The organism is Streptomyces sp. NPDC057280, assembly GCF_042668605.1.
GTDB lineage: Bacteria > Actinomycetota > Actinomycetes > Streptomycetales > Streptomycetaceae > Streptomyces.
In genome coordinates this window covers 828,055-852,689 of record NZ_JBHUYR010000002.1, presented here as the reverse complement: position 1 = coordinate 852,689, position 24,635 = coordinate 828,055, and the positions used below count along the sequence as shown (strand labels likewise).

25 protein-coding genes are annotated in these 24,635 nt (G+C 69.3%); 13 read left to right on the top strand and 12 right to left on the bottom strand.

What is annotated here, in order from left to right; genetic code table 11:
• Nucleotides 1–11 precede the first annotated feature (11 nt).
• Nucleotides 12–1,178, bottom strand: a complete 1,167-nt coding sequence (locus tag ACFUO4_RS14330; RefSeq protein WP_079309784.1) for an HpcH/HpaI aldolase/citrate lyase family protein — start codon at nt 1,176–1,178, stop codon at nt 12–14.
• Between the two features lie 222 nt (nt 1,179–1,400).
• On the opposite strand from ACFUO4_RS14330, the gene ACFUO4_RS14325 reads away from it, so the two are divergent.
• A complete protein-coding gene (locus tag ACFUO4_RS14325; protein ID WP_383483946.1) occupies nt 1,401–2,201 on the top strand; it encodes a TerD family protein in 801 nt (266 codons plus the stop codon).
• Nucleotides 2,202–2,294: 93 nt separating this feature from the next.
• Here ACFUO4_RS14325 and ACFUO4_RS14320 read toward each other — a convergent pair whose 3' ends face one another.
• From ACFUO4_RS14320 to ACFUO4_RS14295, 6 genes are all read right to left on the bottom strand, one after another.
• A complete protein-coding gene (locus ACFUO4_RS14320) occupies nt 2,295–3,032 on the bottom strand; it encodes a Tellurium resistance (RefSeq protein ID WP_079309782.1) in 738 nt (245 codons plus the stop codon).
• A gap of 120 nt (nt 3,033–3,152) precedes the next feature.
• The gene (locus ACFUO4_RS14315; protein ID WP_059191511.1) at nt 3,153–4,298 is read right to left on the bottom strand and encodes a DUF475 domain-containing protein; all 1,146 of its coding nucleotides are present in this window, start codon (nt 4,296–4,298) and stop codon (nt 3,153–3,155) included.
• A gap of 125 nt (nt 4,299–4,423) precedes the next feature.
• The gene (locus ACFUO4_RS14310; protein WP_079309781.1) at nt 4,424–4,999 is read right to left on the bottom strand and encodes a TerD family protein; all 576 of its coding nucleotides are present in this window, start codon (nt 4,997–4,999) and stop codon (nt 4,424–4,426) included.
• A 131-nt stretch (nt 5,000–5,130) separates the two neighbouring features.
• Entirely contained in the window at nt 5,131–5,706 is a 576-nt protein-coding gene (locus ACFUO4_RS14305; RefSeq protein WP_059191513.1) for a calcium homeostasis/redox stress adaptation protein, read from the bottom strand.
• Nucleotides 5,707–5,819: 113 nt separating this feature from the next.
• Entirely contained in the window at nt 5,820–6,278 is a 459-nt protein-coding gene (locus tag ACFUO4_RS14300) for a peroxiredoxin (protein ID WP_079309780.1), read from the bottom strand.
• Nucleotides 6,279–6,402: 124 nt separating this feature from the next.
• Nucleotides 6,403–6,840, bottom strand: coding sequence for a DUF3052 domain-containing protein (locus ACFUO4_RS14295; protein WP_059191515.1), 438 nt, complete (start codon nt 6,838–6,840; stop codon nt 6,403–6,405).
• A 342-nt stretch (nt 6,841–7,182) separates the two neighbouring features.
• Here ACFUO4_RS14295 and aceE point away from each other — a divergent pair, with 342 nt between their 5' ends.
• Nucleotides 7,183–9,915: a pyruvate dehydrogenase (acetyl-transferring), homodimeric type gene (aceE, locus tag ACFUO4_RS14290; protein WP_383483940.1), complete on the top strand. Its 2,733-nt coding sequence runs from the start codon at nt 7,183–7,185 to the stop codon at nt 9,913–9,915.
• A 94-nt stretch (nt 9,916–10,009) separates the two neighbouring features.
• Nucleotides 10,010–10,747: a potassium channel family protein gene (locus tag ACFUO4_RS14285; protein WP_383483937.1), complete on the top strand. Its 738-nt coding sequence runs from the start codon at nt 10,010–10,012 to the stop codon at nt 10,745–10,747.
• A 167-nt stretch (nt 10,748–10,914) separates the two neighbouring features.
• Here the strand turns inward: ACFUO4_RS14285 and ACFUO4_RS14280 are convergent, their stop codons facing one another.
• Nucleotides 10,915–11,223 (bottom strand): small hydrophobic protein, encoded by a 309-nt coding sequence (locus tag ACFUO4_RS14280; protein ID WP_079309777.1) that lies wholly within the window; start codon nt 11,221–11,223, stop codon nt 10,915–10,917.
• Between the two features lie 254 nt (nt 11,224–11,477).
• Nucleotides 11,478–13,097: an MFS transporter gene (locus ACFUO4_RS14275; RefSeq protein WP_079309776.1), complete on the bottom strand. Its 1,620-nt coding sequence runs from the start codon at nt 13,095–13,097 to the stop codon at nt 11,478–11,480.
• Nucleotides 13,098–13,163: 66 nt separating this feature from the next.
• Here ACFUO4_RS14275 and ACFUO4_RS14270 point away from each other — a divergent pair, with 66 nt between their 5' ends.
• The 3 genes from ACFUO4_RS14270 to ACFUO4_RS14260 all read left to right on the top strand — a co-directional run bounded on the left by ACFUO4_RS14270 (nt 13,164) and on the right by ACFUO4_RS14260 (nt 16,002).
• Complete coding sequence (locus tag ACFUO4_RS14270) at nt 13,164–13,790, top strand: TetR family transcriptional regulator (RefSeq protein ID WP_383483932.1); 627 nt, start codon at nt 13,164–13,166, stop codon at nt 13,788–13,790.
• Nucleotides 13,791–13,872: 82 nt separating this feature from the next.
• A complete protein-coding gene (locus ACFUO4_RS14265) occupies nt 13,873–15,090 on the top strand; it encodes an alpha/beta hydrolase (RefSeq protein WP_383483929.1) in 1,218 nt (405 codons plus the stop codon).
• Between the two features lie 57 nt (nt 15,091–15,147).
• Nucleotides 15,148–16,002 (top strand): DUF4429 domain-containing protein, encoded by an 855-nt coding sequence (locus ACFUO4_RS14260; protein WP_383485683.1) that lies wholly within the window; start codon nt 15,148–15,150, stop codon nt 16,000–16,002.
• A 65-nt stretch (nt 16,003–16,067) separates the two neighbouring features.
• Here ACFUO4_RS14260 and ACFUO4_RS14255 read toward each other — a convergent pair whose 3' ends face one another.
• Both ACFUO4_RS14255 and ACFUO4_RS14250 read right to left on the bottom strand, forming a co-directional pair.
• Nucleotides 16,068–17,084: an aldo/keto reductase gene (locus ACFUO4_RS14255; protein ID WP_383483926.1), complete on the bottom strand. Its 1,017-nt coding sequence runs from the start codon at nt 17,082–17,084 to the stop codon at nt 16,068–16,070.
• Entirely contained in the window at nt 17,081–17,551 is a 471-nt protein-coding gene (locus tag ACFUO4_RS14250) for a MerR family transcriptional regulator (RefSeq protein WP_059192191.1), read from the bottom strand. The genes ACFUO4_RS14255 and ACFUO4_RS14250 overlap by 4 nt, the downstream gene beginning before the upstream one ends.
• A 96-nt stretch (nt 17,552–17,647) precedes the next feature.
• Here ACFUO4_RS14250 and ACFUO4_RS14245 point away from each other — a divergent pair, with 96 nt between their 5' ends.
• Together ACFUO4_RS14245 and ACFUO4_RS14240 are read left to right on the top strand one after the other, a co-directional pair.
• The gene (locus ACFUO4_RS14245; RefSeq protein ID WP_383483923.1) at nt 17,648–18,118 is read left to right on the top strand and encodes a GNAT family N-acetyltransferase; all 471 of its coding nucleotides are present in this window, start codon (nt 17,648–17,650) and stop codon (nt 18,116–18,118) included.
• 18 nt (nt 18,119–18,136) lie between these two features.
• Nucleotides 18,137–18,961, top strand: a complete 825-nt coding sequence (locus ACFUO4_RS14240; RefSeq protein ID WP_383483920.1) for a serine hydrolase domain-containing protein — start codon at nt 18,137–18,139, stop codon at nt 18,959–18,961.
• On the opposite strand, the gene ACFUO4_RS14235 is transcribed toward ACFUO4_RS14240, so the two are convergent.
• Nucleotides 18,958–19,608 (bottom strand): pirin family protein, encoded by a 651-nt coding sequence (locus ACFUO4_RS14235; RefSeq protein ID WP_383485680.1) that lies wholly within the window; start codon nt 19,606–19,608, stop codon nt 18,958–18,960. The genes ACFUO4_RS14240 and ACFUO4_RS14235 overlap by 4 nt on opposite strands.
• Before the next feature lie 74 nt (nt 19,609–19,682).
• On the opposite strand from ACFUO4_RS14235, the gene fasR reads away from it, so the two are divergent.
• The 5 genes from fasR (at nt 19,683) to fabF (ending at nt 24,599) form a co-directional block, all read left to right on the top strand.
• Nucleotides 19,683–20,888: a fatty acid biosynthesis transcriptional regulator FasR gene (fasR, locus tag ACFUO4_RS14230; protein ID WP_079309770.1), complete on the top strand. Its 1,206-nt coding sequence runs from the start codon at nt 19,683–19,685 to the stop codon at nt 20,886–20,888.
• An 89-nt stretch (nt 20,889–20,977) separates the two neighbouring features.
• Complete coding sequence (locus ACFUO4_RS14225) at nt 20,978–21,892, top strand: ACP S-malonyltransferase (protein ID WP_383483916.1); 915 nt, start codon at nt 20,978–20,980, stop codon at nt 21,890–21,892.
• 17 nt (nt 21,893–21,909) lie between these two features.
• Nucleotides 21,910–22,911, top strand: coding sequence for a ketoacyl-ACP synthase III (locus ACFUO4_RS14220; protein ID WP_383483913.1), 1,002 nt, complete (start codon nt 21,910–21,912; stop codon nt 22,909–22,911).
• 82 nt (nt 22,912–22,993) lie between these two features.
• Nucleotides 22,994–23,242, top strand: coding sequence for an acyl carrier protein (locus ACFUO4_RS14215; RefSeq protein ID WP_015660680.1), 249 nt, complete (start codon nt 22,994–22,996; stop codon nt 23,240–23,242).
• Nucleotides 23,243–23,327: 85 nt separating this feature from the next.
• Nucleotides 23,328–24,599, top strand: coding sequence for a beta-ketoacyl-ACP synthase II (gene fabF / locus ACFUO4_RS14210; RefSeq protein ID WP_079309768.1), 1,272 nt, complete (start codon nt 23,328–23,330; stop codon nt 24,597–24,599).
• Nucleotides 24,600–24,635 lie beyond the last annotated feature (36 nt).

The following is a 24,635-nucleotide window of genomic DNA, read 5'->3' as shown; positions in this document are numbered from 1 at the left end:
GAATCGGAGCTTCAGCCGGGTATTCCGGCGGCGAGCAGGTCGACGAAGCTGACGTCCTCGTTGGCGACGCCGAAGACCTCCGCGCGCAGCATGGTCCGCTCGGCCCAGGCGCGGTGCGGCTTCACCTCGTTCATCTTGTTCGTGTACTGCGAGCGCAGGACGCCTCCGCCGCCTCGCTCGGGCCGCAGGATGTCGGCCGCGTCGCTGTACTCCTCGTGACTGACGACGGACAGTGCGTGCACCGCCGGCACGTGGGAGGGGTGGATGCAGGTCTTTCCCAGCAGGCCGTTGGCGTGGTCGAGGGAGATCTCCCGCAGCAGCCCGTCCATGGCGTGCTCTATCAGTTTCTCGCGCAGTTCCACGGCCTGCCCCTCCAGGAAGGGGCTGGTCCGCAGCAGCGGCTTGAACATGCGCTCGGGAACGCGGAAGTACTCCCAGACAGGGCCGGTCACGGTGAACCCGGTGCCGTCGGCACGGCCCAGCATGTTGACCACGTCGGCGATCACGGAGGCGACGATCTGGACGTCGTAGGCCGTCATGTCGGGGGCTCTGCGCAGGCCGTACGAGGAGCAGAAGTCGGTGACGCCGAGGCGCAGGGCGAGGACGCGGTCGCGGTACTTGTCGACGGCGCGGGCGATGCCCTCCAGGGCGTCGACGCGCGACTCGCGGTACATCAGCTCGGGGGTTTCGAGGACGGGCATGCCGAAGAGCCGGCGGCCGCTCGCGTGCTCGGCGGTGGCGAGGGCCTCCAGGAAGGGGATGCCGCGCTCCTCGGTGAACTTGGGGAACACGAACCCGGACAGCAGCCGGACCGTCCCGCCGAGGCGCTGGACGAGGTCGGGGATCTGCTCGGGGGTCCGGACCCGGATGAACAGCAGGGGCGGCTCGACGTCCTGGCGGGCGGCGAGGTCGGCGAACTGCCGGACCAGGTTCTCCTCACCGGCGGCAACGTCCTCGTCACCGATGGAGTCCTCCAGGCACAGCACCATCGAGACCACGCCGCGACCGGTCTGCTTGACGATGTCGTCGGCCAGCCGGGGCCGGGTGGCCGGGCTGTACAGCGTGGCGCCCAGGGCCGCGGAGAGCAGCCGGGCCGGCGAGTCCGCGTCGAACGCGCAGGGCTCGCGATGGAAGAGGCGCTGCCGCACCTCAGGGGCGATGTGCCCGAAATGACGCATAAAACTCCCCCGTGGCGCAAGGTAAGCCTGTGGATTTTGAGAACAGGTGGCCGGTAATAGTACGTACCGAGCCATGTCAGGGGTTCCCGTCGGGCATGAATTTCAGGTAACGCCCGCGGGGACAACCGTGTGGAGACCATTGTCGGGTACCCACGTCGAGCAGTCCGAGTCCAGCACCACCCCGCGTTGTCGTGACCAGGACCGAGAAGGCAGGATGACCGCATGACGCACGCCATGCTGAAGGGGTCGAACGTCCCGCTCGATGTCACCACGGTGCGCGCCGTGGTGCGCTGGACGCCCGGGCAGGGGGTCCCGGATGTCGACGCCTCCGCGCTGCTCCTCGGCCCCGACGGCCGCGTACGTTCCGACGAGGACTTTGTCTTCTACAACCAGCCCCGGCACCCCTCCGGGAAGGTGTGGCGGCTCGGCAAGAAGCGGGTCGCCGAGGGCCTCACCGACACGATCCAGACAGATCTCTCCGGTGTCGAGCCCGGCGTCGGCCAGATTCTGCTGGTCGCATCGGCGGACGGCGTCACGTTCGACACCGTACGCGGGCTGCGCATCCTGCTGTACGACGCCGCGGTCGCCGACGCCGAGCCGCTGGCCTACTTCGACATCAAGCCGGAGACCGGCCGTGAGACGGCCCTGATCTGCGGGGAGCTGTACCGCCGCGGGGAGGGCTGGAAGTTCCGCGCCCTGGGCGAGGGCTACTCGGACGGCCTGAAGGGCCTGGCCAGCGATTTCGGCATCTCGGTGGACGACTCGGAGGCCGCGGAGGAGCCGGTTCCGACCCCGGAGGCCTCCCAGCCCCTCCCCCCGGAACAGCCGACCGCGGTTCCGCAACAGCCGGCCTACGGCTACCCGCAGCAGCCTCCGGCGACCCAACCGGCGTACGGCTACCCCCAGCCCACCAGCCAGCCGGCGTACGGCTACCCGCAGCCGCCGGCCCCGGTCCCGGCGGGCGCCACACTGGACCCGGACTTCCGGCTCCCTCCCCAGGGCCCCCAATTCATCGGGCGCTGAGGGGACTTCCCCAGGGGCGCGGGGAACTGCGCGAGAAACCACGACGCACCCGCACCCGCCCCACGCCACGACCCCCGAGCTCTTGGGCGAACCTCACCGCTCCGCCTTGGTCTTGTACCCCCGCCCCCACTGCAGCCCCCACCCGTACAACCGATCCAGCTCCGCCTGGAACCCGTACACGAACTTCACCTCACGCCGCACGATGATCTCCCCCTTCACGTTCTCGATCATCACCACGGCACAGGACCGGGCCTGCGGATGCCGCTCGTCGAGGCCTATCTCGATCCGCGGCCCGTTGCTCGGATACAGCGTCACGCTCGCGTGGGTCCGGTCGAAGGCCGGCGTCTGGTCGTAGATGTAGACGAACACCAGGATCCGCTTGATGGAGTCCCGGTGGTCGAGGTTGACGTACACCGTCTCGCCGGACGCCGACCCGAACCGGTCGTCGCCGCTGAGCTTCACGTACGGCGGTGAGTTGACGTCCCCGAAGAGGCCGCCGAGGGGTTGCACGACGCCCTTGGAGCCGTCCGTCAGCTCGTACAGGCACCCCAGGTCGAGGTCGACGTTGACCATGCTCTGGCTGTGTCCTATGACCTCCGGCGGCTTGAGCGCCCGGAAGGGGTGCCGCAGCAGCGACTCCCGCTGGTTGCCGCCGATGTCGGACGTCCGCATGCGCCAGGCGAGGTTGATGCGCAGATGCCCGGTCTCCGCCCCCTGCTTGGTCAGGGACACCCGGTCGTGCCGTTTGGTCAGCTCGATCGCGTTGCTCGCCGCGCTGCCCGAGTCGAACTCGACCGCGCGTCCGGGCCAGAGTCCGTCCAAGAAGCCCATTACCGCCCCCACCTCACCGGCCGCTGCACTGCGGACCTCATTGTCAAACACCGACGGGGCGGCGTCGAGGACTCACCTCCACGCCGCCCCGCTCAGAGCGTTCCCTCAGGCCGAGGGGTGTCACACCCCGGACGAGACCTCAGTCTTCTCGTCCGAGCCCGCGTTTCCCTCGGCCGCCGCCAGAGCCTTGTTGCGGCGTACGGAGGACCAGAAGGACCAGGCGATGAGGACGACGCCGACGAGGCCGGTGATGACCTCGTTGATCTCGTACTGGATGGTGACCATGAGGATCACGGCCAGCGCGCCGATCGCGTAGTGCGCGCCGTGCTCCAGGTAGACGTAGTCGTCGAGGGTGCCCTGGCGGACCAGGTAGACCGTCAGCGACCGGACGTACATGGCGCCGATGCCGAGGCCGAGGGCCATCAGGACGATGTCGTTGGTGATGGCGAAGGCGCCGATGACACCGTCGAAGGAGAAGGACGCGTCGAGGACCTCGAGGTAGAGGAACATGAAGAACGCGGCCTGGCCGGCGAGGACGACGGCGGGCTTCTTCTTGCCCGTGCGCGCGGCCTCTTCCTCTTCCTCGTGCTCCCGCTCCTCCTCTTCCTCGAGCTTGTCCTCGAAGTAGCCGGAGAGTCCGCCGACGACCATGTACGTGATCAGGCCGGCGATGCCGGAGATCAGGACGGTCTGTGCCTTGTCGACATGGGCGCCGCCGTGCTGGTGGGCGTGGGTGGCGAAGGTGAACGCGGTGATGAGCAGGACGATCAGCGCGATGCAGACCGACAGCATGTCGACCTTGCCGAGCTTGGCGAGCGGGCGCTCGATCCAGCGCAGCCACTGGATGTCCCGGTCCTCGAAGATGAAGTCGAGGAAGATCATCAGCAGGAACATGCCACCGAACGCGGCGATCGCCGGGTGGGCGTCGGTGACGAGTTCCTGGTACCGGTCCTTGTTGTTGAGCGCGAGGTCGACGGCCTCGATCGGGCCCATGCTGGCGCTGATCGCGACGATGACGACCGGGAACACCAGCCGCATGCCGAAGACCGCGATGAGGACACCGACGGTGAGGAAGATCTTCTGCCAGAAGGCATTCATCTTCTTCAGGATCCCGGCGTTGACCACCGCGTTGTCGAAGGACAGCGAGATCTCCAGGATGGAGAGGATCGCCACGATGCCGAAGGCCTCCCACCCCCCGTAGAAGACCGCCGCGACGAGGCCGAGCACGGTGATCGCGAACGACCAACCGAAGGTTTTCAGAACCACTGGCTACCCAATCCTTGTGTACGGGTCTCCCCCGCGCCGTACTCGGCTTTACGAAGACTTTGAAGCCGAAGTCTAGACCCGACGCCTTCGCCGCCCACTGGGGACCGGCTTTTGCTCATAACGCGTTATGAGACGTTGACCCCGAAGTCCAGGGCGATGCCCCGCAGACCGGACGCGTACCCCTGCCCGACGGCCCTGAACTTCCACTCGCCGCCGTAGCGGTAGACCTCGCCGAAGATCATCGCGGTCTCGGTGGAGGCGTCCTCGGAGAGGTCGTAGCGGGCGAGTTCCTGGCCGTCCGCCTGGTTCACCACCCGGATGAAGGCGTTGCTGACCTGGCCGAAGGTCTGGCCGCGCTCGTCGGCCATGTGGATCGAGACCGGGAAAACGATCTTGTCGCATCCGGCGGGGACCTTGGAGAGGTCGATCAGGATCGACTCGTCGTCGCCCTCGCCCTCACCGGTGAGGTTGTCGCCGGTGTGCTCCACCGAGCCGTCCGGGCTCTTGAGCTGGTTGTAGAAGATGAACCACTCGTCACCCATGACCCGCCCCCCGGCGCACATCAGCGCGCTGGCGTCGAGGTCGAAGTCGGCTCCGGTGGTGGAGCGTGCGTCCCAGCCGAGACCGACCATCACCTGTGTGAGGTTGGGTGCGGCCTTGGACAGGGAGACGTTGCCCCCCTTGGCGAGCGTGACGCCCATGATGCTGGTCCTCCCCGTGGTGCCTTTTTTGTTGTGGTGCGCGTCCGGCGCCGCACGCAAACCGTACGGCGCCGGATCCGGCAATGTCGTGTCCGGGAAGGTCACGACTCAGCCGTGGAACATTGCCGACGTCAGACGTTGACGCCGAAGTCCTGCGCGATGCCGCGCAGGCCCGAGGCGTAGCCCTGGCCGATGGCGCGGAACTTCCACTCCGCGCCGTGCCGGTACAGCTCACCGAAGACCATGGCGGTCTCGGTGGAGGCGTCCTCGGAGAGGTCGTAGCGGGCGATCTCCGCCTCGCCCGCCTGGTTCACGACGCGGATGAACGCGTTGCGGACCTGGCCGAAGGACTGCTGGCGGTTCTCGGCGTCGTAGATCGAGACCGGGAACACGATCTTCTCGATGTCGGCCGGGACGGCCGCGAGGTTGACCTTGATCTGCTCGTCGTCGCCCTCGCCCTCACCGGTGATGTTGTCGCCGGTGTGCTCGACGGAGCCGTCGGGGCTCTTGAGGTTGTTGAAGAAGACGAAGTTGGCGTCGCTGCTGACCTTGCCCGAGCTGTTCAGCAGCAGCGCGCTGGCGTCGAGGTCGAAGTCCGTGCCGGTCGTGGTGCGGACGTCCCACCCCAGACCGACGATGACCGCGGTCAGGCCGGGGGCCTCCTTGGTCAGCGATACGTTGCCGCCCTTGCTGAGGCTGACTCCCACGAGTCCTCCATTGGTGTCCAGGGGCGGGGAGCCCCGCCATGCGTTTGGTACCGGATCAACGACTCGATCCTAGTGACGGGTTCCCGTGGCCCGCAGGCCTTGGAACCGAAGAATCACAGGGTGTCGAGCGCCTTCACGTACTCGTTCAGGTCACGGGCGTCGGGCAGCGCGTTGACGACGGTCCAGCGGACCACGCCCTCCTTGTCGATGACGAAGGTGCCGCGCACCGCGCAGCCCTTGTCCTCGGCGAAGACGCCGTAGGCGCGGGAGACCTCGCCGTGCGGCCAGAAGTCGCTGAGCAGCGGGTACTCCAGGCCCTCCTGCTCGGCGAAGACGCGCAGGGTGTGGATGGAGTCGTTGGAGACGGCGAGCAGCTGGGTGTCGCGGTCGGAGAACTGGGGCAGGTTGTCGCGCAGCTCGCAGAGCTCGCCGGTGCACACCCCGGTGAAGGCGAAGGGGTAGAAGAGCAGGACGACGTTCTTGCTGCCGCGGAAGTCCGACAGCTTCACGGTCGCACCGTGGTTGTCCTTGAGCTCGAAGTCGGGGGCCTTTTCGCCGACCTGGATCGCCATCGTCGTGAATCCCTTTCGGTGGGACTGTTCGGGTGAGACCCACCCTACGCAGCGATCACGACAGGCCGATGGACGGGCCGAGCACACTGCGTGGCTCAGCCCGTCCGGTACTACCGGGCGGAGGTCACCGCTTCGACTTGGCGCCCTTCGGGGTCACCAGACGGCTGCCGCTCCAGTCCTTGCCGACGCTGACGCTCTTGGAGGCGGAGAGCCCCGCCGTCGTCGCGGCTTCGGAGATGTCGCTGGGTTCGACGTAGCCGTCGCGGCCGGTCTTCGGCGTCAGCAGCAGGATCGAGCCACCCTCCTCGATGTACGTGGTGGCGTCCACCAGTACGTCGGTGAGGTCTCCGTCCTCGTCGCGGAACCACAGCACCACGGCGTCGGCGACGTCGTCATACTCCTCGTCCATCAGCTCGCCGCCGATGACTTCTTCAATGGCCTCGCGGAGCTCCTGGTCGACGTCGTCGTCGTAGCCGATCTCCTGGACCACCTGCTCGGGCTGGAACCCCAGCCTTGCGGCAGGGTTCGTCCGCTCCTCCGCGTGGTCCGCGGTCGCGCTCACGGGTTGCCTCCTGATCATGTCTTCGGGAATAACTCAGCCACGCGCGTGCGCGAAGCATTGGCCGTAGTCCACACGGGCGGGACGGATCGCGCAAGTACCCGGCCGTTCAGACCGCCGAAACGGTGACGTTCCGGAACGTGTCACCGCAACTTCAGGCACATCATCATGGCTCCACGGTGACGCACGCCACACGTTTCTGCCCCCTATGTGCGTTTGGGAACCTTACCTGGGTACGCGCCTCTGGTTACCCCACAGTAGAGATGACGTTTGGCGCCCCGAGGTACACGATGGGGAGCGGTGCAGACATACAGAAATACGGCCCTCTGACAGGTAAGGAACAGCGTGGCTTCCGGATCCGATCGCAACCCGATCATCATTGGCGGCCTTCCGAGTCAGGTTCCTGACTTCGACCCCGAGGAAACCCAGGAGTGGCTCGACTCCCTCGACGCCGCCGTCGACGAGCGCGGCCGGGAGCGGGCCCGCTATCTGATGCTGCGGCTGATCGAGCGGGCCCGCGAGAAGCGTGTGGCCGTGCCCGAGATGCGCAGCACGGACTACGTCAACACGATCGCCACCAAGGACGAGCCGTTCTTCCCCGGCAACGAGGAGATCGAGCGCAAGATCCTCAACGCGACCCGCTGGAACGCCGCGGTGATGGTGTCCAGGGCCCAGCGGCCCGGCATCGGCGTCGGCGGCCACATCGCCACGTTCGCCTCCTCGGCCTCGCTGTACGACGTGGGCTTCAACCACTTCTTCCGCGGCAAGGACGAGGGCGACGGCGGCGACCAGGTCTTCTTCCAGGGCCACGCCTCCCCGGGCATCTACGCGCGCGCCTACCTGCTGGACCGCCTCAGCGAGGAGAACCTCGACGCGTTCCGCCAGGAGAAGTCCAAGGCGCCGTACGGCCTGTCCTCGTACCCGCACCCGCGGCTCATGCCGGACTTCTGGGAGTTCCCGACCGTGTCGATGGGTCTCGGCCCGATCGGCGCGATCTACCAGGCGCGGATGAACCGGTACATGCACGCGCGCGGGATCGCCGACACGTCGAAGTCGCATGTGTGGGCGTTCCTCGGCGACGGCGAGATGGACGAGCCGGAGTCGCTCGGCCAGCTGACCATCGCCGCCCGCGAGGGCCTGGACAACCTCACCTTCGTCGTCAACTGCAACCTCCAGCGCCTCGACGGCCCGGTGCGCGGCAACGGCAAGGTCATCCAGGAGCTGGAGTCCGTCTTCCGCGGCGCCGGCTGGAACGTCATCAAGCTGGTCTGGGACCGCTCCTGGGACCCGCTGCTGGCCCAGGACCGCGACGGGGTGCTGGTCAACCGGATGAACACCACGCCGGACGGCCAGTACCAGACGTACGCCACCGAGTCCGGCGCGTACATCCGCGAGCACTTCTTCGGTGACGACCACCGGCTGCGCGCGATGGTCGAGAACATGACCGACGACCAGATCCTGCACCTGGGCCGTGGCGGTCACGACCACAAGAAGATCTTCGCGGCGTTCTCGGCGGCCAAGGCGCACAAGGGCCAGCCGACGGTGATCCTCGCCAAGACGATCAAGGGCTGGACGCTGGGCCCGAACTTCGAGGGCCGCAACGCCACGCACCAGATGAAGAAGCTGACGGTCGACGACCTCAAGGGCTTCCGTGACCGGCTGCACCTGCCGATCTCCGACAAGGAGCTGGAGTCCGGCGCGCCGCCGTACTTCCACCCGGGCCGGGACTCGGAGGAGATCCAGTACATGCACGACCGCCGCAGCTCGCTCGGCGGTTACGTCCCGACGCGTGTCGTACGCGCCAAGCCGCTGGCCCTGCCGGACGACAAGGCGTACGCGACCGTGAAGAAGGGTTCGGGTCACCAGTCCATCGCGACCACGATGGCCTTTGTCCGGCTCCTCAAGGACCTCATGCGGGACAAGGAGCTCGGCAAGCGGTTCGTGCTGATCGCGCCGGACGAGTACCGCACGTTCGGCATGGACTCGTTCTTCCCGAGCGCGAAGATCTACAACCCGCTGGGCCAGCAGTACGAGTCGGTGGACCGCGATCTGCTGCTCGCGTACAAGGAGTCGCCGACGGGCCAGATGCTGCACGACGGCATCTCGGAGGCCGGCTGCACGGCGTCGCTGATCGCGGCGGGCTCGGCATACGCGACGCACGGCGAGCCGCTGATCCCGGTCTACGTCTTCTACTCGATGTTCGGTTTCCAGCGCACCGGTGACCAGTTCTGGCAGATGTCCGACCAGTTGGCGCGCGGTTTCGTGCTGGGTGCGACCGCGGGCCGTACGACGCTGACCGGTGAGGGTCTCCAGCACGCGGACGGCCACTCGCAGCTGCTGGCTTCCACCAACCCCGGCTGTGTGGCGTACGACCCGGCGTACGGGTTCGAGATCGCGCACATCGTGCAGGACGGTCTGCGCCGGATGTACGGCCCCGAGGCCGAGGACGTCTTCTACTACCTCACCGTCTACAACGAGCCGATCCAGCACCCGGCCGAGCCGGAGAACGTGGACGTCGAGGGCATCCTCAAGGGCATCCACCGCTACAGCGAGGGCACTTCAGGCTCCATCCCGGCGCAGATCATCGCGTCCGGTGTCGCGGTGCCGTGGGCGATCGAGGCGCAGAAGATCCTCGCCGAGGAGTGGAACGTCAAGGCGGACGTCTGGTCGGCGACCTCCTGGAACGAGCTGCGGCGCGAGGCGGTCGACGTCGAGCGGCACAACCTGCTGCACCCCGAGGAGGAGCAGCGGGTGCCGTACGTGACGCAGAAGCTGTCGGGTGCGCAGGGGCCGTTCGTGGCGGTGTCCGACTGGATGCGGGCGGTGCCGGACCAGATCGCGCGGTGGGTGCCGGGCACGTACCAGTCGCTGGGCGCGGACGGTTTCGGCTTCGCGGATACGCGTGGCGCGGCCCGCCGGTTCTTCCACATCGACGCGCAGTCGATCGTGGTGGGCGTGCTGACCGAGCTGGCGAAGGAGGGCAAGGTCGACCGCTCGGCACTGAAGCAGGCGATCGACCGCTACCAGCTCCTGGACGTGTCGGCGGCGGACCCGGGTGCGGCGGGCGGCGACGCGTAGGCGGCACGCACGGTGGTGCGGTTCGAAGGGCGGTGGGGCCGTACGGCTCCGCCGCCCTTCCCCGTCCCCCTTACCGCTTCTTTACGATGCGGTCATGAAGGAACAATCGGCGCAGGACCGTTGGGAACATCTGACCCAGCGGCCCCTGATGGCGCTCGCGGTGCTGTTCGCCGTCGCCTATGCCGTGCCGATCGTGGACGACACGGCCGGCCATGAGCTGACGGCCATGTGCACGGGTGTCGAGTGGGTGGTGTGGGGGGCGTTCGCCGTCGACTACGTCGTACGGCTGTCGGTCTCGCGGGACCGTCGGAAGTTCGTACGACGACACTGGCTCGACCTGGGGGCGGTGGTCCTGCCTCTCCTGCAGCCGCTGCGGTTGCTGCGGATGGTCGCCACGCTGCTGCTGGTGCAGCGCAGGGCGCGGATGGCCTCGCAGATCCGGCTGACGACGTATGTCGCGGGGGCGGTGGTCGGCCTGCTGATGTTCGGGTCCCTGGCGGTCCTCTCGGTGGAGCGGGACTCGCCGGACGGGAACATCCGGACGCTGGGTGACGCGGTGTGGTGGTCGTTCACGACGATGACGACGGTGGGGTACGGCGACCACGCCCCGACGACCGGACTGGGCCGGGTGATCGCGGTCGGCCTGATGCTCTCCGGCATCGCCCTCCTCGGTGTCGTCACCGCGAACATCGCCGCGTGGTTCATCGCCCGCTTCGAGAAGGACGACGTGGAGGAACGCCGCCAGACGGAGGCGATCCTGGCGCTGACGGAGGAGGTACGGGCCCTGCGGGCACAGGTCGCGGAGTTGCAGAGGGCGACCGTGGAGAAGTGAGCGGCGCCGAGCTGGGCCGGGGGTGGGTTTCGCTCGCCCGCGCTGGCGGGGTGCCGCTGCGCCCACCCGTGCCGCCCCAGCGGCACGACTGCCCGCAGCTACGGCAACAGCACAGATGGGCGGGCCCCCGGCCGTCCCGCCAGGGGCTCCTCCCTCACTCCCCCCGGCTAGAACATGCCGTTCCCCGGGGAAGCCGCTCCTGCCAGCCAGATGACTGCCAAGAGCGTGTCTATGGCGCCCAGTACGAAGGCGACCAGAGCCGTCACCGGACGCGAGCGCGACCACGTGCGGCCCATTGCCAGCCAACCGCAGACGATCGCGACCGGGCCGAGGATGATCCCCAGCACGAAGAAGCCCGCGACCGCGCAGATGACTCCGATGATTCCGAGCGTCGCGCGATCCGGCCCGGTCCGTGACCACGTCCGGCCACGTGAGCGGGGGTACCTGCGCGTTCCATGTCCGAAGCCCGCCATCATCAACAACTCCCGGAACCCCTAGGCAAGTTGGGTTCGATGACTGGCGGGTACCCCCGATGGTCCTTCTAATCCTCCGGTCTTGCGGCGCGCCGCCCCCCTCCGGCAGCGCGCCGCAACGCCGGTCACCCGTCCCGCACTTGCCTGAGGAACATGCCGTACCGGAGGGCTTCACCTACTGTGACGTGCGGTGCGTGCCGGGAGCGAGGAATCTTTAGCCTCTTCACTCTGATGAGGGAAGTTCCCCTGAATTCCCCTCAGATGTGGCCCACGCCCGCGCCCGACTCCGCGTTCGCGCCCCGCTTCGTCAGCAGTGCCACGAAGATCGCGACGGCGGCCACGCCCGCGGCGACCAGCGACGCAAGGCTCATGCCCGAGATGAACGTGTCGTGCGCGACGTCGGTGATCTTCGCGGCGATCGCCTCCGGCGTGCCCTTGGCGATCGGCGGCACGCCCACCTGGACGGCCTCGGAGGCCTGGGCCTGCTGGGCCGGCGTGAGGGCCGGCAGCCCCGCGGCCTTCCAGTTGCCCGCGAGGTCGCTGTCGACCTTGGAGGCCATCACGGCACCGAGCACCGCCGTACCGAGGCTGCCGCCGATCTGCATCGCGGCCTGCTGGAGGCCACCGGCGACACCGGACAGCTCCAGCGGCGCGTTGCCGACGATGACCTCGGTCGCGCCGACCATGACCGGGGCGAGCCCCAGGCCCAGCAGGGCGAACCAGAGGGACATGACCGCGCTGCCGGTGTCCGTCTCCAGCGTCGACATGCCGTACATCGCGATCGCGGTGGCGGCCATACCGCCGGCCAGCGGGATGCGCGGACCGAGCTTGGTGATCAGCACGCCCGCGAGCGGAGAGCCGACGATCATCATGCCGGTGAGCGGCAGGAGGTGCAGGCCCGCGTCGATCGGCTTCATGCCGTGCACGTTCTGGAGGTAGAACGTCACGAAGAACAGGCCGCCCATGAAGGCGATGGCCATCAGGACCATCAGCACCACGCCCGCGGAGAGGGCGACCGAGCGGAACAGGCCCAGCGGGATCAGCGGCTCCTTCACCTTCGTCTCCCAGAAGGCGAAGAGCGCGAAGAGCAGGACCGACCCGGCTATGAACGCCCAGGTCTTTCCGTCGCCCCAGCCCCACGTCGGGGCCTTGATCAGGGCCCAGACCAGGCAGAACATCGCGCCGGACAGCAGGGCGATGCCGAGCAGGTCGAAGGAGCGCGGGGCGTTCTCCGCGCGGTGGTCGAGGAGGATCAGCCCGCCGAGGACGAGGGCGATGAGACCCACCGGCACGTTGATGAAGAACACCGACTGCCAGTTGACGTGCTCGACCAGCACGCCGCCGAGGATCGGGCCGCCCGCGGTGGAGGCGCCGATGACCATGCCCCAGATGCCGATGGCCATGTTGAGCTTCTCGGCCGGGAACGTCGCCCGCAGCAGTCCGAGCGCGGCCGGCATCAGCAGCGCGCCGAACAGGCCTTGGAGGACGCGGAAGGTGACGACCGCGCCGATGCTGCTGGACAGCCCGATGGCCCCGGACGCGGCGGCGAAGCCGACGACGCCGATGAGGAAGGTCTGCCGGTGGCCGAAGCGGTCACCGAGCTTGCCCGCGGTGATCAGGGAGACCGCGAGGGCCAGGAAGTACCCGTTGGTGATCCACTGCACCTGGGCGAAGGTGGCGCCGAGGTCCTTCTGGATGGCCGGGTTGGCGATGGCCACGATGGTGCCGTCGAGGGCGACCATCATGACGCCGACGGCCACGGTGATGAGGGTGAACCAGGGGTGGCCGCGCAGCCCGGCGGCCGGGGCCGGGCCCGACGGGGAGGCCGATGCCTCGTCCCCCGGCCCCGTCTTGTCGAGCGTGGTCTGACTAGTCATGCTCCGAGGCTAGTGACAGCCTCTGACAATTGACAAAGCAATTCACAAGTCGGTAACTGACACAGCATGGAGAACCTGCGCGAACGCAAGAAGCAGCGCACCCGTGAGGCCCTGCTGCGCGCCGCCCTCGAACTGTTCACCTCGCGCGGCTACGAGCGGACGACCGTCGACGACGTCGTCGCCGCCGTCGACGTCTCGCAGCGCACCTTCTTCCGCTACTTCGCCAACAAGGAAGACGCCGCCCTCGCCGTGGTGGAGCTGGCGGCGGCCCACTTCGTCGACGCGGTGCGCGCCCGGCCGCCGCACGAGGCACCCCTGGAGGCCCTGCGGCAGGCCGTGGTGCAGGGTTGGGACTCGCTCAACGACGTGGTCGAGTCCGTCGTACCGGTCGAGCTGTACCTGCGGATGTGCCAGGTGATCGAGTCGACGCCGGTGCTGCTCGCGGCTCATCTGCGGCGCTCGATGGAGATCGAGGAGACGCTGGCGCGGATCATCGCCGAGCGCGAGGGGCTCGACACGGCGGCGGACCCGCGGCCACGGCTCGTGGTGGCCGTCTTCAGCGGCGTGATGCGGATGACCGAGCGGCAGTGGAGCACCGGCGCGGACGTCGGCCTGGACGCCATGCGGTCGCTCACGGTCTCGTATCTCGAACAGGTGGGCCCGGCACTGGCGGGCGACTGGCGAACAAACTGAGGTCATCGTCACGACGGCCGAAACGTGATCCCTGTCACTCGGTTAACGCGAGACCGTCTCGTTCTCCTAGTGTGTCCTCCCAGTGACTTCCTTCGACACCTCTCCCCAACTGAACGTCTGGCGCGCACTGCTCGCGCTGGCCGTGGTGTTCGTGATGCTGGCGACCACCGGGTGGACCGCGCTCAAGGGCGACCGGCCCACCACTCCGCTCCAGGCGTCGCTCAGCGCCTGGGAGCACGGTCACATCGCAGGACACCACCTCCCCGACCCGGCCGCTCCCCCCGCCCGGCTCGCCGCGTTCTTCGCCTCGCTCACCGCTCCCCAGCGCGCCAGGCTCGCCCACCGCTACCCGCTCGCGGTCGGCAACATGAACGGCGCCCCGGTCGAGCTGCGCTACCGCGCCAACCGCATCGCGCTCGGCCAGGCCCGCAAGACCGAGCTGAAGCGCATGCACGACAGCCGCCTGTCCCCGGACGGGCAACGCGACGCGGGCCGTCGTATGCACCGCTACGAGGCGCTGCTGAACGACGAGCGGCACATCCTCGCCTTCGACCCGGCAGGCTCGGGCCGGGTCGCCGAGGTCTTCGGCAACCTGACGAAGGCGGAGCGGATCTCGGTCGTCGTCCCCGGCGTCGACACCGACCTGCTCACCTTCCAGCGCACGTACCGCAAGTACTCGGCCCCGGTCGGCATGGCCAAGTCCCTGTACGCGGCCGAGAAGGCGGCGAGCCCCTCGGTCCGTACGGCCGTGATCGCCTGGGCCGACTACACCGCGCCCGGCGGGATCGGCCTCGACTCGGCGACGGGCGTACGGGCCGCCGAGGGGGCGATCCGGCTGAACAGGCTGGTGCGCGCGCTGCCCGGCAGCGCCCCCGTCTCCCTGTTCTGCCACAGCTACGGCTCCGTGGTCTGCGGGGTCGCCGCGCGCGAGCTTCCGGAGCGGGTGGCCGACATAGCGGTGGCCGGCAGTCCCGGGATGCGGGTCGAGAAGGCCTCCCATCTGCACACCTCGGCGCAGGTGTGGGCGATGCGGGACGCGGACGACTGGATCCAGGACGTGCCGTACCTGGAGCTCGGTGGTCTGGGTCATGGAGCCGATCCGGTGTCCGCCGCGTTCGGGGCCCGGGTGCTGTCGGCGGCGGACGCGAAGGGGCACAGCGGCTATTTCGAGCCGGGTACCGAGAGCCTGCTGAACTTCGCCGAGATCGGCGTCGGCGCATACCGCTCGGTGCACTGCTCCGACAACGACAAGGCGTGCCGGGCCGGTTTGTCCGGCACCACGACGGACGGACGCGCGTAGAGGCGCAGGAATTGCGGTCTGCGCAGGGAGGCGACGGAGGAGCTCGTGCCGCATACGATGAGCCGCATGGGTGACGTACTGGCCGGATTTCATGCCGCCTGGGAGTTCGAGTCCGACTCTGTGCTCATCCGCTACGAACGCGGTATTCGAACACCCAAGCTCTTCCAGTCCCTGGGGGAGCGCCGGATTCCGCTGCGGGCCCTGTCCGGGGTGACCCTGACCCCCGGCAAGCGCGGCACGGTCGTCCTGCGCGCCGAGCCCAGGCCGGGCGCGGACCCTCTCATGGAGGCGGCGGCCGGGCAGTTGAAGGAAGGGTGCGATCCGTACCGGCTGGTGCTGCCGGCCGAGCGGGAGACGCTCGCCGAGTACTACGCCGACGAGCTACGGGCGCAGCTGACGCCGGGCGACGAGCCGGTGGACCGCTTCCTCGTGCCGGCGCCCGACGTGCCGCTGTCCTTCAAGGCGTACGACGGGAAGGCGTCCTTCGACGGGAAGACCGTGTTCTTCCGGTGGTTCTGGACGGGCGCGTCGTCGGCGAAGTGGAAGGCGGGCGACCAGAGTTTCGCCGTCTCCCAGCTGAGCGGGGTGGAATGGCGCTCGCCGGAGGTGTTCGAGGGGCATCTGCGGCTGCTGCGGAGTGACGTGGCGTCGCCCGCGCAGGCCGATCAGGATCCGGCGGCGGTGGTGTTCGGGCTGGGGTACGGGCCGGTGCACGAGTCGTTGCCGTTCGCGGCGGCGGTGTTGGCGGCGGTACGGGAGAGAGGGCCGGCCGCGGTGGTCCCGGCTGCGCCACGCCGGGACCCCGCGGATATCGCTGAGCGGATTCGCCATCTGGGAGAGCTGCATCAGGCCGGGTTGGTCACTGATGAGGAGTTCTCCGTGAAGAAGGCGGAGTTGTTGGCTGAGTTGTGAGGTTGTGGGGCGCTGCGGGCCGGTGGGGGCTGGTCGCGCAGTTCCCCGCGCCCCTAAAAGCCTCTTTACTCACGTCCTGCGGAAGTGAACGTCATGTCCGCGTACCGGTCGCCTGCCACCTTCTCGGCGATCGGCTCCAGCAGCGCCAGTTCCGCCTCCGTCAGGGAGATGCGGGTCGCCGCCACGTTCTCCTCCACCCGGCTCGCCTTGCGCGTGCCCGGGATCGGGATCACCGGCAGGTCGTGGACCTCGGCCTGCTGCTGGACCCAGGCCAGCGCGACCTGGCCCAGGGAGACCCCGTGGGCCTCGGCGACCGTGCGGACGGGTTCCAGGAGGGCCACGTTGGACGCCGCGTTCTCGCCCGTGAAGCGGGGCTGCTGGCGGCGGAAGTCGTCGGCGGTGAGGTCCTTGTCGGCGTTGGCGAAGGAGCCGGTGAGGAAGCCGCGGCCGAGCGGGGAGTAGGGGACCAGCGTGACGCCGAGGTCGCGGGCCGTCGGGACCACGCCGGACTCGATGTCCCGGCTGAACAGGGACCACTCCGACTGCACGGCGGCGATGGGGTGGACGCCCTGCGCCGCCCGCAGCTCGGTGCCGGTGACCTCGCTCAGGCCCAGCTGCTTGACCTTGCCCTCGCGGACCAGCTCGGCCATGACGCCGACGGTCTCCTCGATCGGCACGTTCACGTCACGCCGGTGCATGTAGTAGAGGTCGATGACGTCGACGTCGAGGCGCTTGAGGCTGGCCTCGACGCACTTGCGGATGTACGGCGGGTCGTTGCGGATGATCCGCTTCGTGGGGTCGTCCGGGTCGACCGCCAGGGCGAACTTGGTGGCGATCACGACCTCGTCGCGGTGGGCCTTGAAGAACGGGGAGAGGAACTTCTCGTTCTCCCCGGCGCCGTAGGCGTCCGCCGTGTCGTAGAGGGTGACCCCCAGTTCCAGGGCGCGTTCCAGGGTGGCGCGCGACTCGCCCGCGTCGGCGGGGCCGTAGGCGAAGCTCATGCCCATGCAGCCGAGGCCCTGTGCTCCCACCTCGGGGCCGTCGGCGCCCAGTCGTGCGGTGGGGATCGTGCGGTCGGTCATCCGGCTTTCTCCGTTTCGTAGGCACGACCGGCGTCGGCGTAGAAGCTGATCTTCCGGTCGAGGACGGCGAGCGTGTCCTGGAGTTCCGCGATGCGGGACAGGACGTCCCGCCGGGTCGTCTCCAGGAGCTCGTACCGTTCGGTGAATGTGTGGTCGCCCTCGCGGACCAGTTCCGCGTACCGCACCATGTCGGCGACCGGCATGCCGGTGAGCCGGAGCTTGCCGACGAGGTCGAGCCAGTCCAGGTCGCGGTTGCTGTACCGGCGCTGGCCGGTGTGCGAGCGGTCGATGTGCGGCATCAGGCCGATGCGCTCGTACCAGCGCAGGGTGTGCGCGGACAGTCCGGTAAAGGCGACGACTTCGCTGATCGTGTAGCTGTCCTGGCCCTCGGGGCGCCGATGCGGGTGCGGCGGGGCGGCACAGCTGTCGGTCCTGGTACCCGTGGTCGTGGTCTCCATCACCGTCATGACCCCCACGCTAAAACCTTGGAGTGCACTCCAAGCAAGCGGAACAGGTAAGAAATCCGCAGGACGGGACGGGGCGCGCTGGCTAGCGTGCGGGATATGAGTCTCGTACGACGTGCTGAGCCCGAGGATGCCGCGGAAGTGCTGCGGCTGCGCCAGGTGATGATCGACTCGATGGCCGACGCCGACCCGTCCACAGCGTGGCACACGGAGTCGCTCCCGGTCCTCAAGTCCCGGCTGGCGCAGCCGGACGGGGACTTCGCGGCGTTCGTCGTCGACCATCCCGACCGTCCCGGCGCCCTGGCGGCGCTGGTGTGCGGGACGGTCGACTACCGGATCGGCAAGGCGGGCAACCCGCACGGTGTCGTGGGTTTCGTCTTCAGCGTCGCCACCGATCCCGAGGCCCGGCGGCGCGGGTACGCGCGTGCGGGCATGTCGGCCCTGCTGGAGTGGTTCCGTGAGCGCGGTGTCCGCCGCGTCCAGCTCACCGCGTCCGCCGAGGCCAGGACGCTGTACGACTCCCTCGGCTTCCTGCCCAAGCCGGACCCCTTGCTGGAGCTGAAGCTGTGAGCCCTTAGGCTCGACGGCATGTCGCTGAAGAGCCTCGCGTTGATCGAGAACTGGCCGGTTCCCACCGCCGCGGCGGGTGTCGTACGGGCCGACGGTTCGGTCCTCGGCGCCCACGGCCCCGTCGACCGGCGTTTCCCGCTGGCCTCGGTCACCAAGCCGCTCGCGGCGTACGCGGCGCTCGTCGCGTACGAGGAGGGCGCGATCGAGCTCGACGAGCCGGCGGGGCCCGCCGGGGCGACGGTCCGGCATCTGCTCGCCCACACCTCGGGGCTGGCCTTCGACGAGCACAAGGTGACCGCGCCTCCCGGTGAGCGCCGGCTGTACTCCAACGCCGGGTTCGAGCAGCTCGGCGACCACATCGCGAAGGCGACCGACATCCCCTTCGCCGAGTACCTGCGCCAGGCGGTCCTGGAGCCGCTGGGCATGACGGGAACGAGTCTGGAGGGCTCTCCCGCCAAGGACGGCGTCTCGACGGTCGAGGATCTCCTGCGTTTCGCCGCCGAGGTCCAGGCACCCCGCCTTCTCGACCCTCGCACGGTCGCCGACGCGATGACCGTCCAGTACCCGGGCACCAAGGGTGTTCTGCCGGGCTACGGCCACCAGAACCCCAACGACTGGGGCCTCGGCTTCGAGATCCGCGACTCCAAGTCCCCGCACTGGACGGGGAGTTCCTGCTCCCCGCGCACCTTCGGGCACTTCGGCCAGTCCGGTACGTTCCTGTGGATCGACCCGGACGCGGGGGCGGCCTGCGTGGCCCTGACGGACCGGGCGTTCGGGCCGTGGGCGGTGGAGGCGTGGCCGCCGTTCACGGACGCGGTGCTGGCCGAACTCCGCGACCGCTAGGCCATCTCCCACAGCAGCAGCTCGGCCCGCGTCACCGCCACCGCGTCCACATCCCTGGCGTCGGCGATCCGGGCCGCGTCGCCCGCCCCCAACTCCTCGCCGCCCAGCCGGACTTCACCGCGTACGACATGGACGTACAGGTACGCCCCGTCCGGCACCGCCGTCCGCTCCCCCGCCGCGAGGCGCCGTACGTGGAGCATCGCGGCCGCCTCCGGGACGGCGTACGGGGTGGAGTCGGCGATGCCGCGGACGATCTCGTAGGCCGGGTCGCCGCCGGGCTCCCGGGGGGCCAGCCACATCTGGAGGAAGGTCAGGGGCCGGTCGCCGTCGTTGCGCTCCACATGCCGGACGCCGCCCGCGGAACTCAGCCGCTGCACGTCCCCGGCGCGGACCTTCGTCTCGTGCCCCGCCGAGTCGCGGTGCGTGAGTTCGCCCTCCACCACCCAGGTCACGATCTCGGTGTGGCTGTGCGGATGCTCGTCGAACCCGGCACCGGGGGCGAGCCGCTCCTCGTTGCAGGCGATCATCGCGCCGAAGCGGAGGTTGTCGGGGTCGTAGTGGGAGCCGAAGGAAAAGGCGTGCCGGGACTCGATCCCGGCCGCCGGATCGCCCCCCGGGTAGCGCTCGCCGGCGCGTCGCACATCCATCACGGGCCCCACGGTAGACCCCGTCCCGGACCCCGCCAGCGCATGCGCCCGTCCGGATAAGGCAGTCTTGTCCCGTGCCCGAACCCGAAACCGGCAACACCGCAGCCGCCGCATCCGTCGTCCATCCGCACTCCGCGACCCTGAAGAGGCTGGAGAAGTCGTCCGGGTCTCTTGCCGCGCAGGCCATCGCGCGCATGGACGAGACACTGCCGTGGTACCGGGCCATGCCCCCGGAGAACCGTTCCTGGATCGGGCTGGTCGCGCAGGCCGGTATCGCCGCGTTCACCGAGTGGTTCCGGCATCCCGACGCCCCGCAGGCCATCTCCACCGACGTCTTCGGCACCGCTCCCCGTGAGCTGACCCGGGCCATCACGCTGCGGCAGACCGTCGAGATGGTGCGCACCACCATCGAGGTCATGGAGAGCGCCATCGACGAGGTGGCCGCTCCCGGTGACGAGTCCATCCTGCGCGAGGCCCTGCTCGTGTACGCCCGCGAGATCGCCTTCGCCACCGCCCAGGTCTACGCCCAGGCCGCGGAGGCGCGGGGTGCCTGGGACGCCCGGCTGGAGTCGCTGGTCGTCAACGCGGTGCTCAGCGGGGAAGCCGACGAGGGGGCCGTCAGCCGGGCCGCCGCTCTCGGGTGGAACGCTCCCGAACATGTGTGCGTCGTCCTCGGTACCGCCCCCGACGGGGACTCCGAGCTGACCGTCGAGGCCATCCGGCGGGCCGCCCGGCATGCCAAGCTCCAGGTGCTCACCGGGGTGCTCGGCGACCGGCTCGTCGTGATCGCCGGCGGCAGCGACAATCCGCTCGCCGTCGCCAAGTCGCTGATCGGGCCTTATGCGGCGGGGCCGGTGGTCGCCGGGCCCGTGGTGCCCGATCTGCTGGCCGCGACGAGGTCCGCGCAGGCCGCCGCGGCGGGGCTGAAGGCGTGTTCCGCCTGGCAGGACGCCCCGCGCCCGGTGCTGGCGGACGATCTGCTTCCGGAGCGCGCGATCGCCGGTGACCCCAGCGCCCGCGAGCAACTGGTGGAGGAGATCTACAGACCGCTGGAGGAGGCCGGCTCGGCGCTGCTGGAGACGCTCTCCGTCTATCTCGAACAGGCGAGCAGTCTCGAAGGCGCGGCCCGGATGCTCTTCGTCCATCCCAACACCGTGCGCTACCGGCTTCGACGTGTGACTGACGTCACCGGCTGGTCGCCGTCGGATGTACGCTCGGCATTCACGTTGCGGATCGCGCTGATCCTGGGGCGTCTGGTCGACGGGGATCTCCAGCCCTAGGCTTTTGTCGGGGGTCCACAAAACCCCCCCGTGTTCTTCGTCCCTGTCCCCACGGGCGGCCGTGGCCGTCCACAAGAGAGAGTGTGAGAGTGCTCGTACTCGTCGCTCCCGGCCAGGGCGCCCAGACGCCCGGCTTCCTGACTCCTTGGCTCGAACTTCCCGGTGCCGCCGACCGCGTCGCCGCGTGGTCGGACGCCATCGGGCTGGACCTTGCCCACTACGGCACACAGGCCGACGCGGACGCCATCCGCGACACCTCGGTGGCGCAGCCGCTGCTGGTCGCCGCCGGGATCCTGTCCGCCGCGGCACTGGGTGACATCACCCCGGGTGCCGTCGCCGGGCACAGCGTCGGTGAGATCACCGCCGCCGCCTTCGCCGGTGTCCTCGACGACACCGCCGCCCTCACCCTCGTACGCAAGCGCGGTCTGGCGATGGCCGAGGCCGCCGCGATCACCGAGACCGGGATGTCGGCGCTGCTCGGCGGCGACCCCGAGGTGACGGTTCCGCACCTGGAGAAGCTCGGGCTGACGGCGGCGAACGTCAACGGCGCCGGTCAGATCGTGGCCGCCGGCACGACGGAGCAGCTGGCGGCGCTGGAGGCGGACAAGCCCGAGGGCGTGCGCCGGGTCGTGGCCCTGAAGGTGGCCGGCGCGTTCCACACGCACCACATGGGCCCCGCGGTCGACGCCCTGGCCGAGGCCGCCAAGGAGCTCACGCCCGCCGACCCGAGGGTCACCTACGTCTCCAACAAGGACGGGCAGGCCGTCGCCACCGGCGCCGAGGTGCTTGAGCGGCTGGTCGGCCAGGTGGCCAACCCGGTCCGCTGGGACCTGTGCATGGAGACGTTCAAGGAGCTCGGCGTCACCGCGCTCGTCGAGGTGTGCCCGGGCGGCACCCTCACCGGGCTCGCCAAGCGCGCCCTGCCGGGTGTGCAGACCCTGGCGCTCAAGACCCCCGACGACCTCGACGCCGCTCGCGAGCTCATCGCCGAGCAGAGCGCCTGAAAAGGAGCCAACGAGCAATGTCGAAGATCAAGCCCAGCAAGGGCTCCCCGTACGCGCGCATCATGGGCGTGGGCGGCTACCGCCCGACCCGGGTCGTGCCCAACGAGGTGATCCTCGAGACGATCGACTCGTCCGACGAGTGGATCCGTTCGCGCTCCGGCATCGAGACCCGGCACTGGGCGAACGACGAGGAGACCGTCGCCGCGATGTCGATCGAGGCGTCCGGCAAGGCCATCGCGGACGCCGGGATCTCCGCCGAGCAGATCGGCGGCGTGATCGTCTCGACCGTCTCGCACTTCAAGCAGACCCCGGCCGTGGCGACGGAGATCGCCGACAAGCTGGGCACGAACAAGGCCGCCGCGTTCGACATCTCCGCCGGCTGCGCGGGCTTCGGCTACGGCCTGACCCTCGCCAAGGGCATGATCGTCGAGGGCAGCGCCGAGTACGTCCTCGTGATCGGTGTCGAACGGCTGTCGGACCTGACCGACCTGGAGGACCGGGCGACGGCCTTCCTGTTCGGTGACGGTGCCGGCGCGGTCGTCGTGGGCCCCTCCAAGGAGCCGGCCATCGGCCCGACCGTGTGGGGCTCCGAGGGCGACAAGTCCGAGACGATCAAGCAGACCGTGCCGTGGACGGACTACCGTTCCGGCGAGGTCGCCAAGTTCCCCGCCATCACGCAGGAGGGCCAGGCGGTGTTCCGCTGGGCCGTCTTCGAGATGGCGAAGGTCGCCAAGGAGGCGCTGGACGTCGCCGGCATCACCGCGGACGACCTGGATGTCTTCATTCCCCACCAGGCCAACGAGCGGATCATCGACTCGATGGTGAAGACACTCAAGCTGCCGGAGTCCGTCACGGTCGCCCGTGACGTTCGCACCACCGGCAACACCTCGGCCGCCTCGATCCCGCTCGCGATGGAGCGGCTCCTGGCGACCGGCGAGGCCAAGAGCGGCGACACCGCGCTCGTCATCGGCTTCGGGGCGGGTCTCGTCTACGCCGCCACTGTCGTTACCCTCCCCTAGGCACTCCGTGCCGGATCACACGGTCCGGTACGGGAAGCACCACCTGCCACACCCTCTGGATCAAGAAGAAGGAGCGCCTCACATGGCCGCCACTCAGGAAGAGATCGTCGCCGGTCTCGCCGACATCGTGAACGAGATCGCCGGCATCCCGGTCGAGGACGTCCAGCTGGACAAGTCCTTCACCGACGACCTGGACGTCGACTCGCTGTCCATGGTCGAGGTCGTCGTCGCCGCCGAAGAGCGCTTCGACGTCAAGATCCCGGACGAGGACGTCAAGAACCTCAAGACCGTCGGCGACGCGACCGACTACATCCTCAAGCACCAGGCCTGAGCCACCCCTTAGGCCCGGCTGCACAAGCCCCGCCACCCGGCGGTGGCGCCGCTGAATCCTCGTGATACTTGGAGAAAGATTTCCCGTGAGCCCGACCAATCGCACCGTGGTCGTCACCGGTATCGGCGCAACCACACCGCTGGGTGGCGACGCAGCCTCTACCTGGGAGGGCCTGATCGCCGGCAAGTCCGGTGTGAAGCCCCTTGAGCAGGAGTGGGCGGCCGACCAGGCCGTCCGCATCGCGGCGCCCGTCGCCGTGGAGCCGACCGAGGTCATCCCCCGGCCGCAGGCCCGCCGCCTCGACCGCTCGGCGCAGTTCGCGCTGATCGCGGCCAAGGAGGCGTGGGCGGACGCCGGGTTCGAGGCCAGGGCCGGCGAGGACACGAGCGTCGACCCCGACCGTCTGGGCGCGGTCATCGCCTCCGGCATCGGTGGCGTCACGACGCTGCTCGACCAGTACGACGTGCTGAAGGAGAAGGGCGTCCGCCGCGTCTCCCCGCACACCGTCCCCATGCTCATGCCGAACGGCCCCTCGGCCAACGTCGGTCTGCTCGTCGGCGCCCGCGCCGGTGTGCACACCCCGGTGTCCGCCTGCGCCTCGGGCGCGGAGGCCATCGGCTACGCCATCGAGATGATCCGCACCGGCCGCGCCGACGTCGTCGTCGCGGGTGGCACGGAGGCGGCGATCCACCCGCTGCCGATCGCCGCGTTCGGCAACATGATGGCGATGTCCAAGAACAACGAGAACCCGCAGGGCGCCTCGCGTCCCTACGACACCGCGCGCGACGGCTTCGTGCTCGGCGAGGGTGCCGGTGTCGTCGTCCTGGAGTCCGCGGAGCACGCCGCCAAGCGCGGTGCCCGCGTGTACGCCGAGGCCGTGGGTCAGGGCATCTCCGCCGACGGCCACGACATCGTGCAGCCGGAGCCGGAGGGCCGGGGCATCGCCCACGCCCTGCAGAACCTGCTGGACAACAGCGACCTGGACCCGGCGGAGATCGTGCACGTCAACGCGCACGCCACCTCGACGCCGGCCGGTGACGTGGCCGAGCTGAAGGCGCTGCGCAAGGTGTTCGGCGACGACGCCGACCACTTCGCGGTGTCCGCGACGAAGTCCATGACGGGCCACCTCCTGGGTGGTGCCGGTGGCGTGGAGTCCGTCGCCGCGATCCTCGCCCTGTACCACCGGGTCGCGCCGCCGACCATCAACATCGAGAACCTCGACCCGGAGGCGGAGGCCAACGCCGACGTCGTCCGCGGTGAGGCCCGCAAGCTGCCCGTCGAGGGCCGTATCGCCGCGCTGAACGACTCGTTCGGCTTCGGTGGGCACAACGTGGTGCTGGCCTTCCGTACGGTCTGAGAAGCCTTCCGGGAAGCACGCGTACGCAACTGAAGG

Excerpts from the sequence above, each read along its gene's own strand:
- ACFUO4_RS14330 (WP_079309784.1), bottom strand. The coding sequence starts at position 1,178 with ATGCGTCATTTCGGGCACATCGCCCCTGAGGTGCGGCAGCGCCTCTTC.
- ACFUO4_RS14325 (WP_383483946.1), top strand. The coding sequence starts at position 1,401 with ATGACGCACGCCATGCTGAAGGGGTCGAACGTCCCGCTCGATGTCACC.
- ACFUO4_RS14320 (WP_079309782.1), bottom strand. The coding sequence starts at position 3,032 with ATGGGCTTCTTGGACGGACTCTGGCCCGGACGCGCGGTCGAGTTCGAC.
- ACFUO4_RS14310 (WP_079309781.1), bottom strand. The coding sequence starts at position 4,999 with ATGGGCGTCACGCTCGCCAAGGGGGGCAACGTCTCCCTGTCCAAGGCC.
- ACFUO4_RS14300 (WP_079309780.1), bottom strand. The coding sequence starts at position 6,278 with ATGGCGATCCAGGTCGGCGAAAAGGCCCCCGACTTCGAGCTCAAGGAC.
- ACFUO4_RS14285 (WP_383483937.1), top strand. The coding sequence starts at position 10,010 with ATGAAGGAACAATCGGCGCAGGACCGTTGGGAACATCTGACCCAGCGG.
- ACFUO4_RS14280 (WP_079309777.1), bottom strand. The coding sequence starts at position 11,223 with ATGATGGCGGGCTTCGGACATGGAACGCGCAGGTACCCCCGCTCACGT.
- ACFUO4_RS14275 (WP_079309776.1), bottom strand. The coding sequence starts at position 13,097 with ATGACTAGTCAGACCACGCTCGACAAGACGGGGCCGGGGGACGAGGCA.
- ACFUO4_RS14270 (WP_383483932.1), top strand. The coding sequence starts at position 13,164 with ATGGAGAACCTGCGCGAACGCAAGAAGCAGCGCACCCGTGAGGCCCTG.
- ACFUO4_RS14260 (WP_383485683.1), top strand. The coding sequence starts at position 15,148 with ATGAGCCGCATGGGTGACGTACTGGCCGGATTTCATGCCGCCTGGGAG.
- ACFUO4_RS14255 (WP_383483926.1), bottom strand. The coding sequence starts at position 17,084 with ATGACCGACCGCACGATCCCCACCGCACGACTGGGCGCCGACGGCCCC.
- ACFUO4_RS14250 (WP_059192191.1), bottom strand. The coding sequence starts at position 17,551 with ATGACGGTGATGGAGACCACGACCACGGGTACCAGGACCGACAGCTGT.
- ACFUO4_RS14245 (WP_383483923.1), top strand. The coding sequence starts at position 17,648 with ATGAGTCTCGTACGACGTGCTGAGCCCGAGGATGCCGCGGAAGTGCTG.
- ACFUO4_RS14240 (WP_383483920.1), top strand. The coding sequence starts at position 18,137 with ATGTCGCTGAAGAGCCTCGCGTTGATCGAGAACTGGCCGGTTCCCACC.
- ACFUO4_RS14235 (WP_383485680.1), bottom strand. The coding sequence starts at position 19,608 with ATGGATGTGCGACGCGCCGGCGAGCGCTACCCGGGGGGCGATCCGGCG.
- ACFUO4_RS14220 (WP_383483913.1), top strand. The coding sequence starts at position 21,910 with ATGTCGAAGATCAAGCCCAGCAAGGGCTCCCCGTACGCGCGCATCATG.
- ACFUO4_RS14215 (WP_015660680.1), top strand. The coding sequence starts at position 22,994 with ATGGCCGCCACTCAGGAAGAGATCGTCGCCGGTCTCGCCGACATCGTG.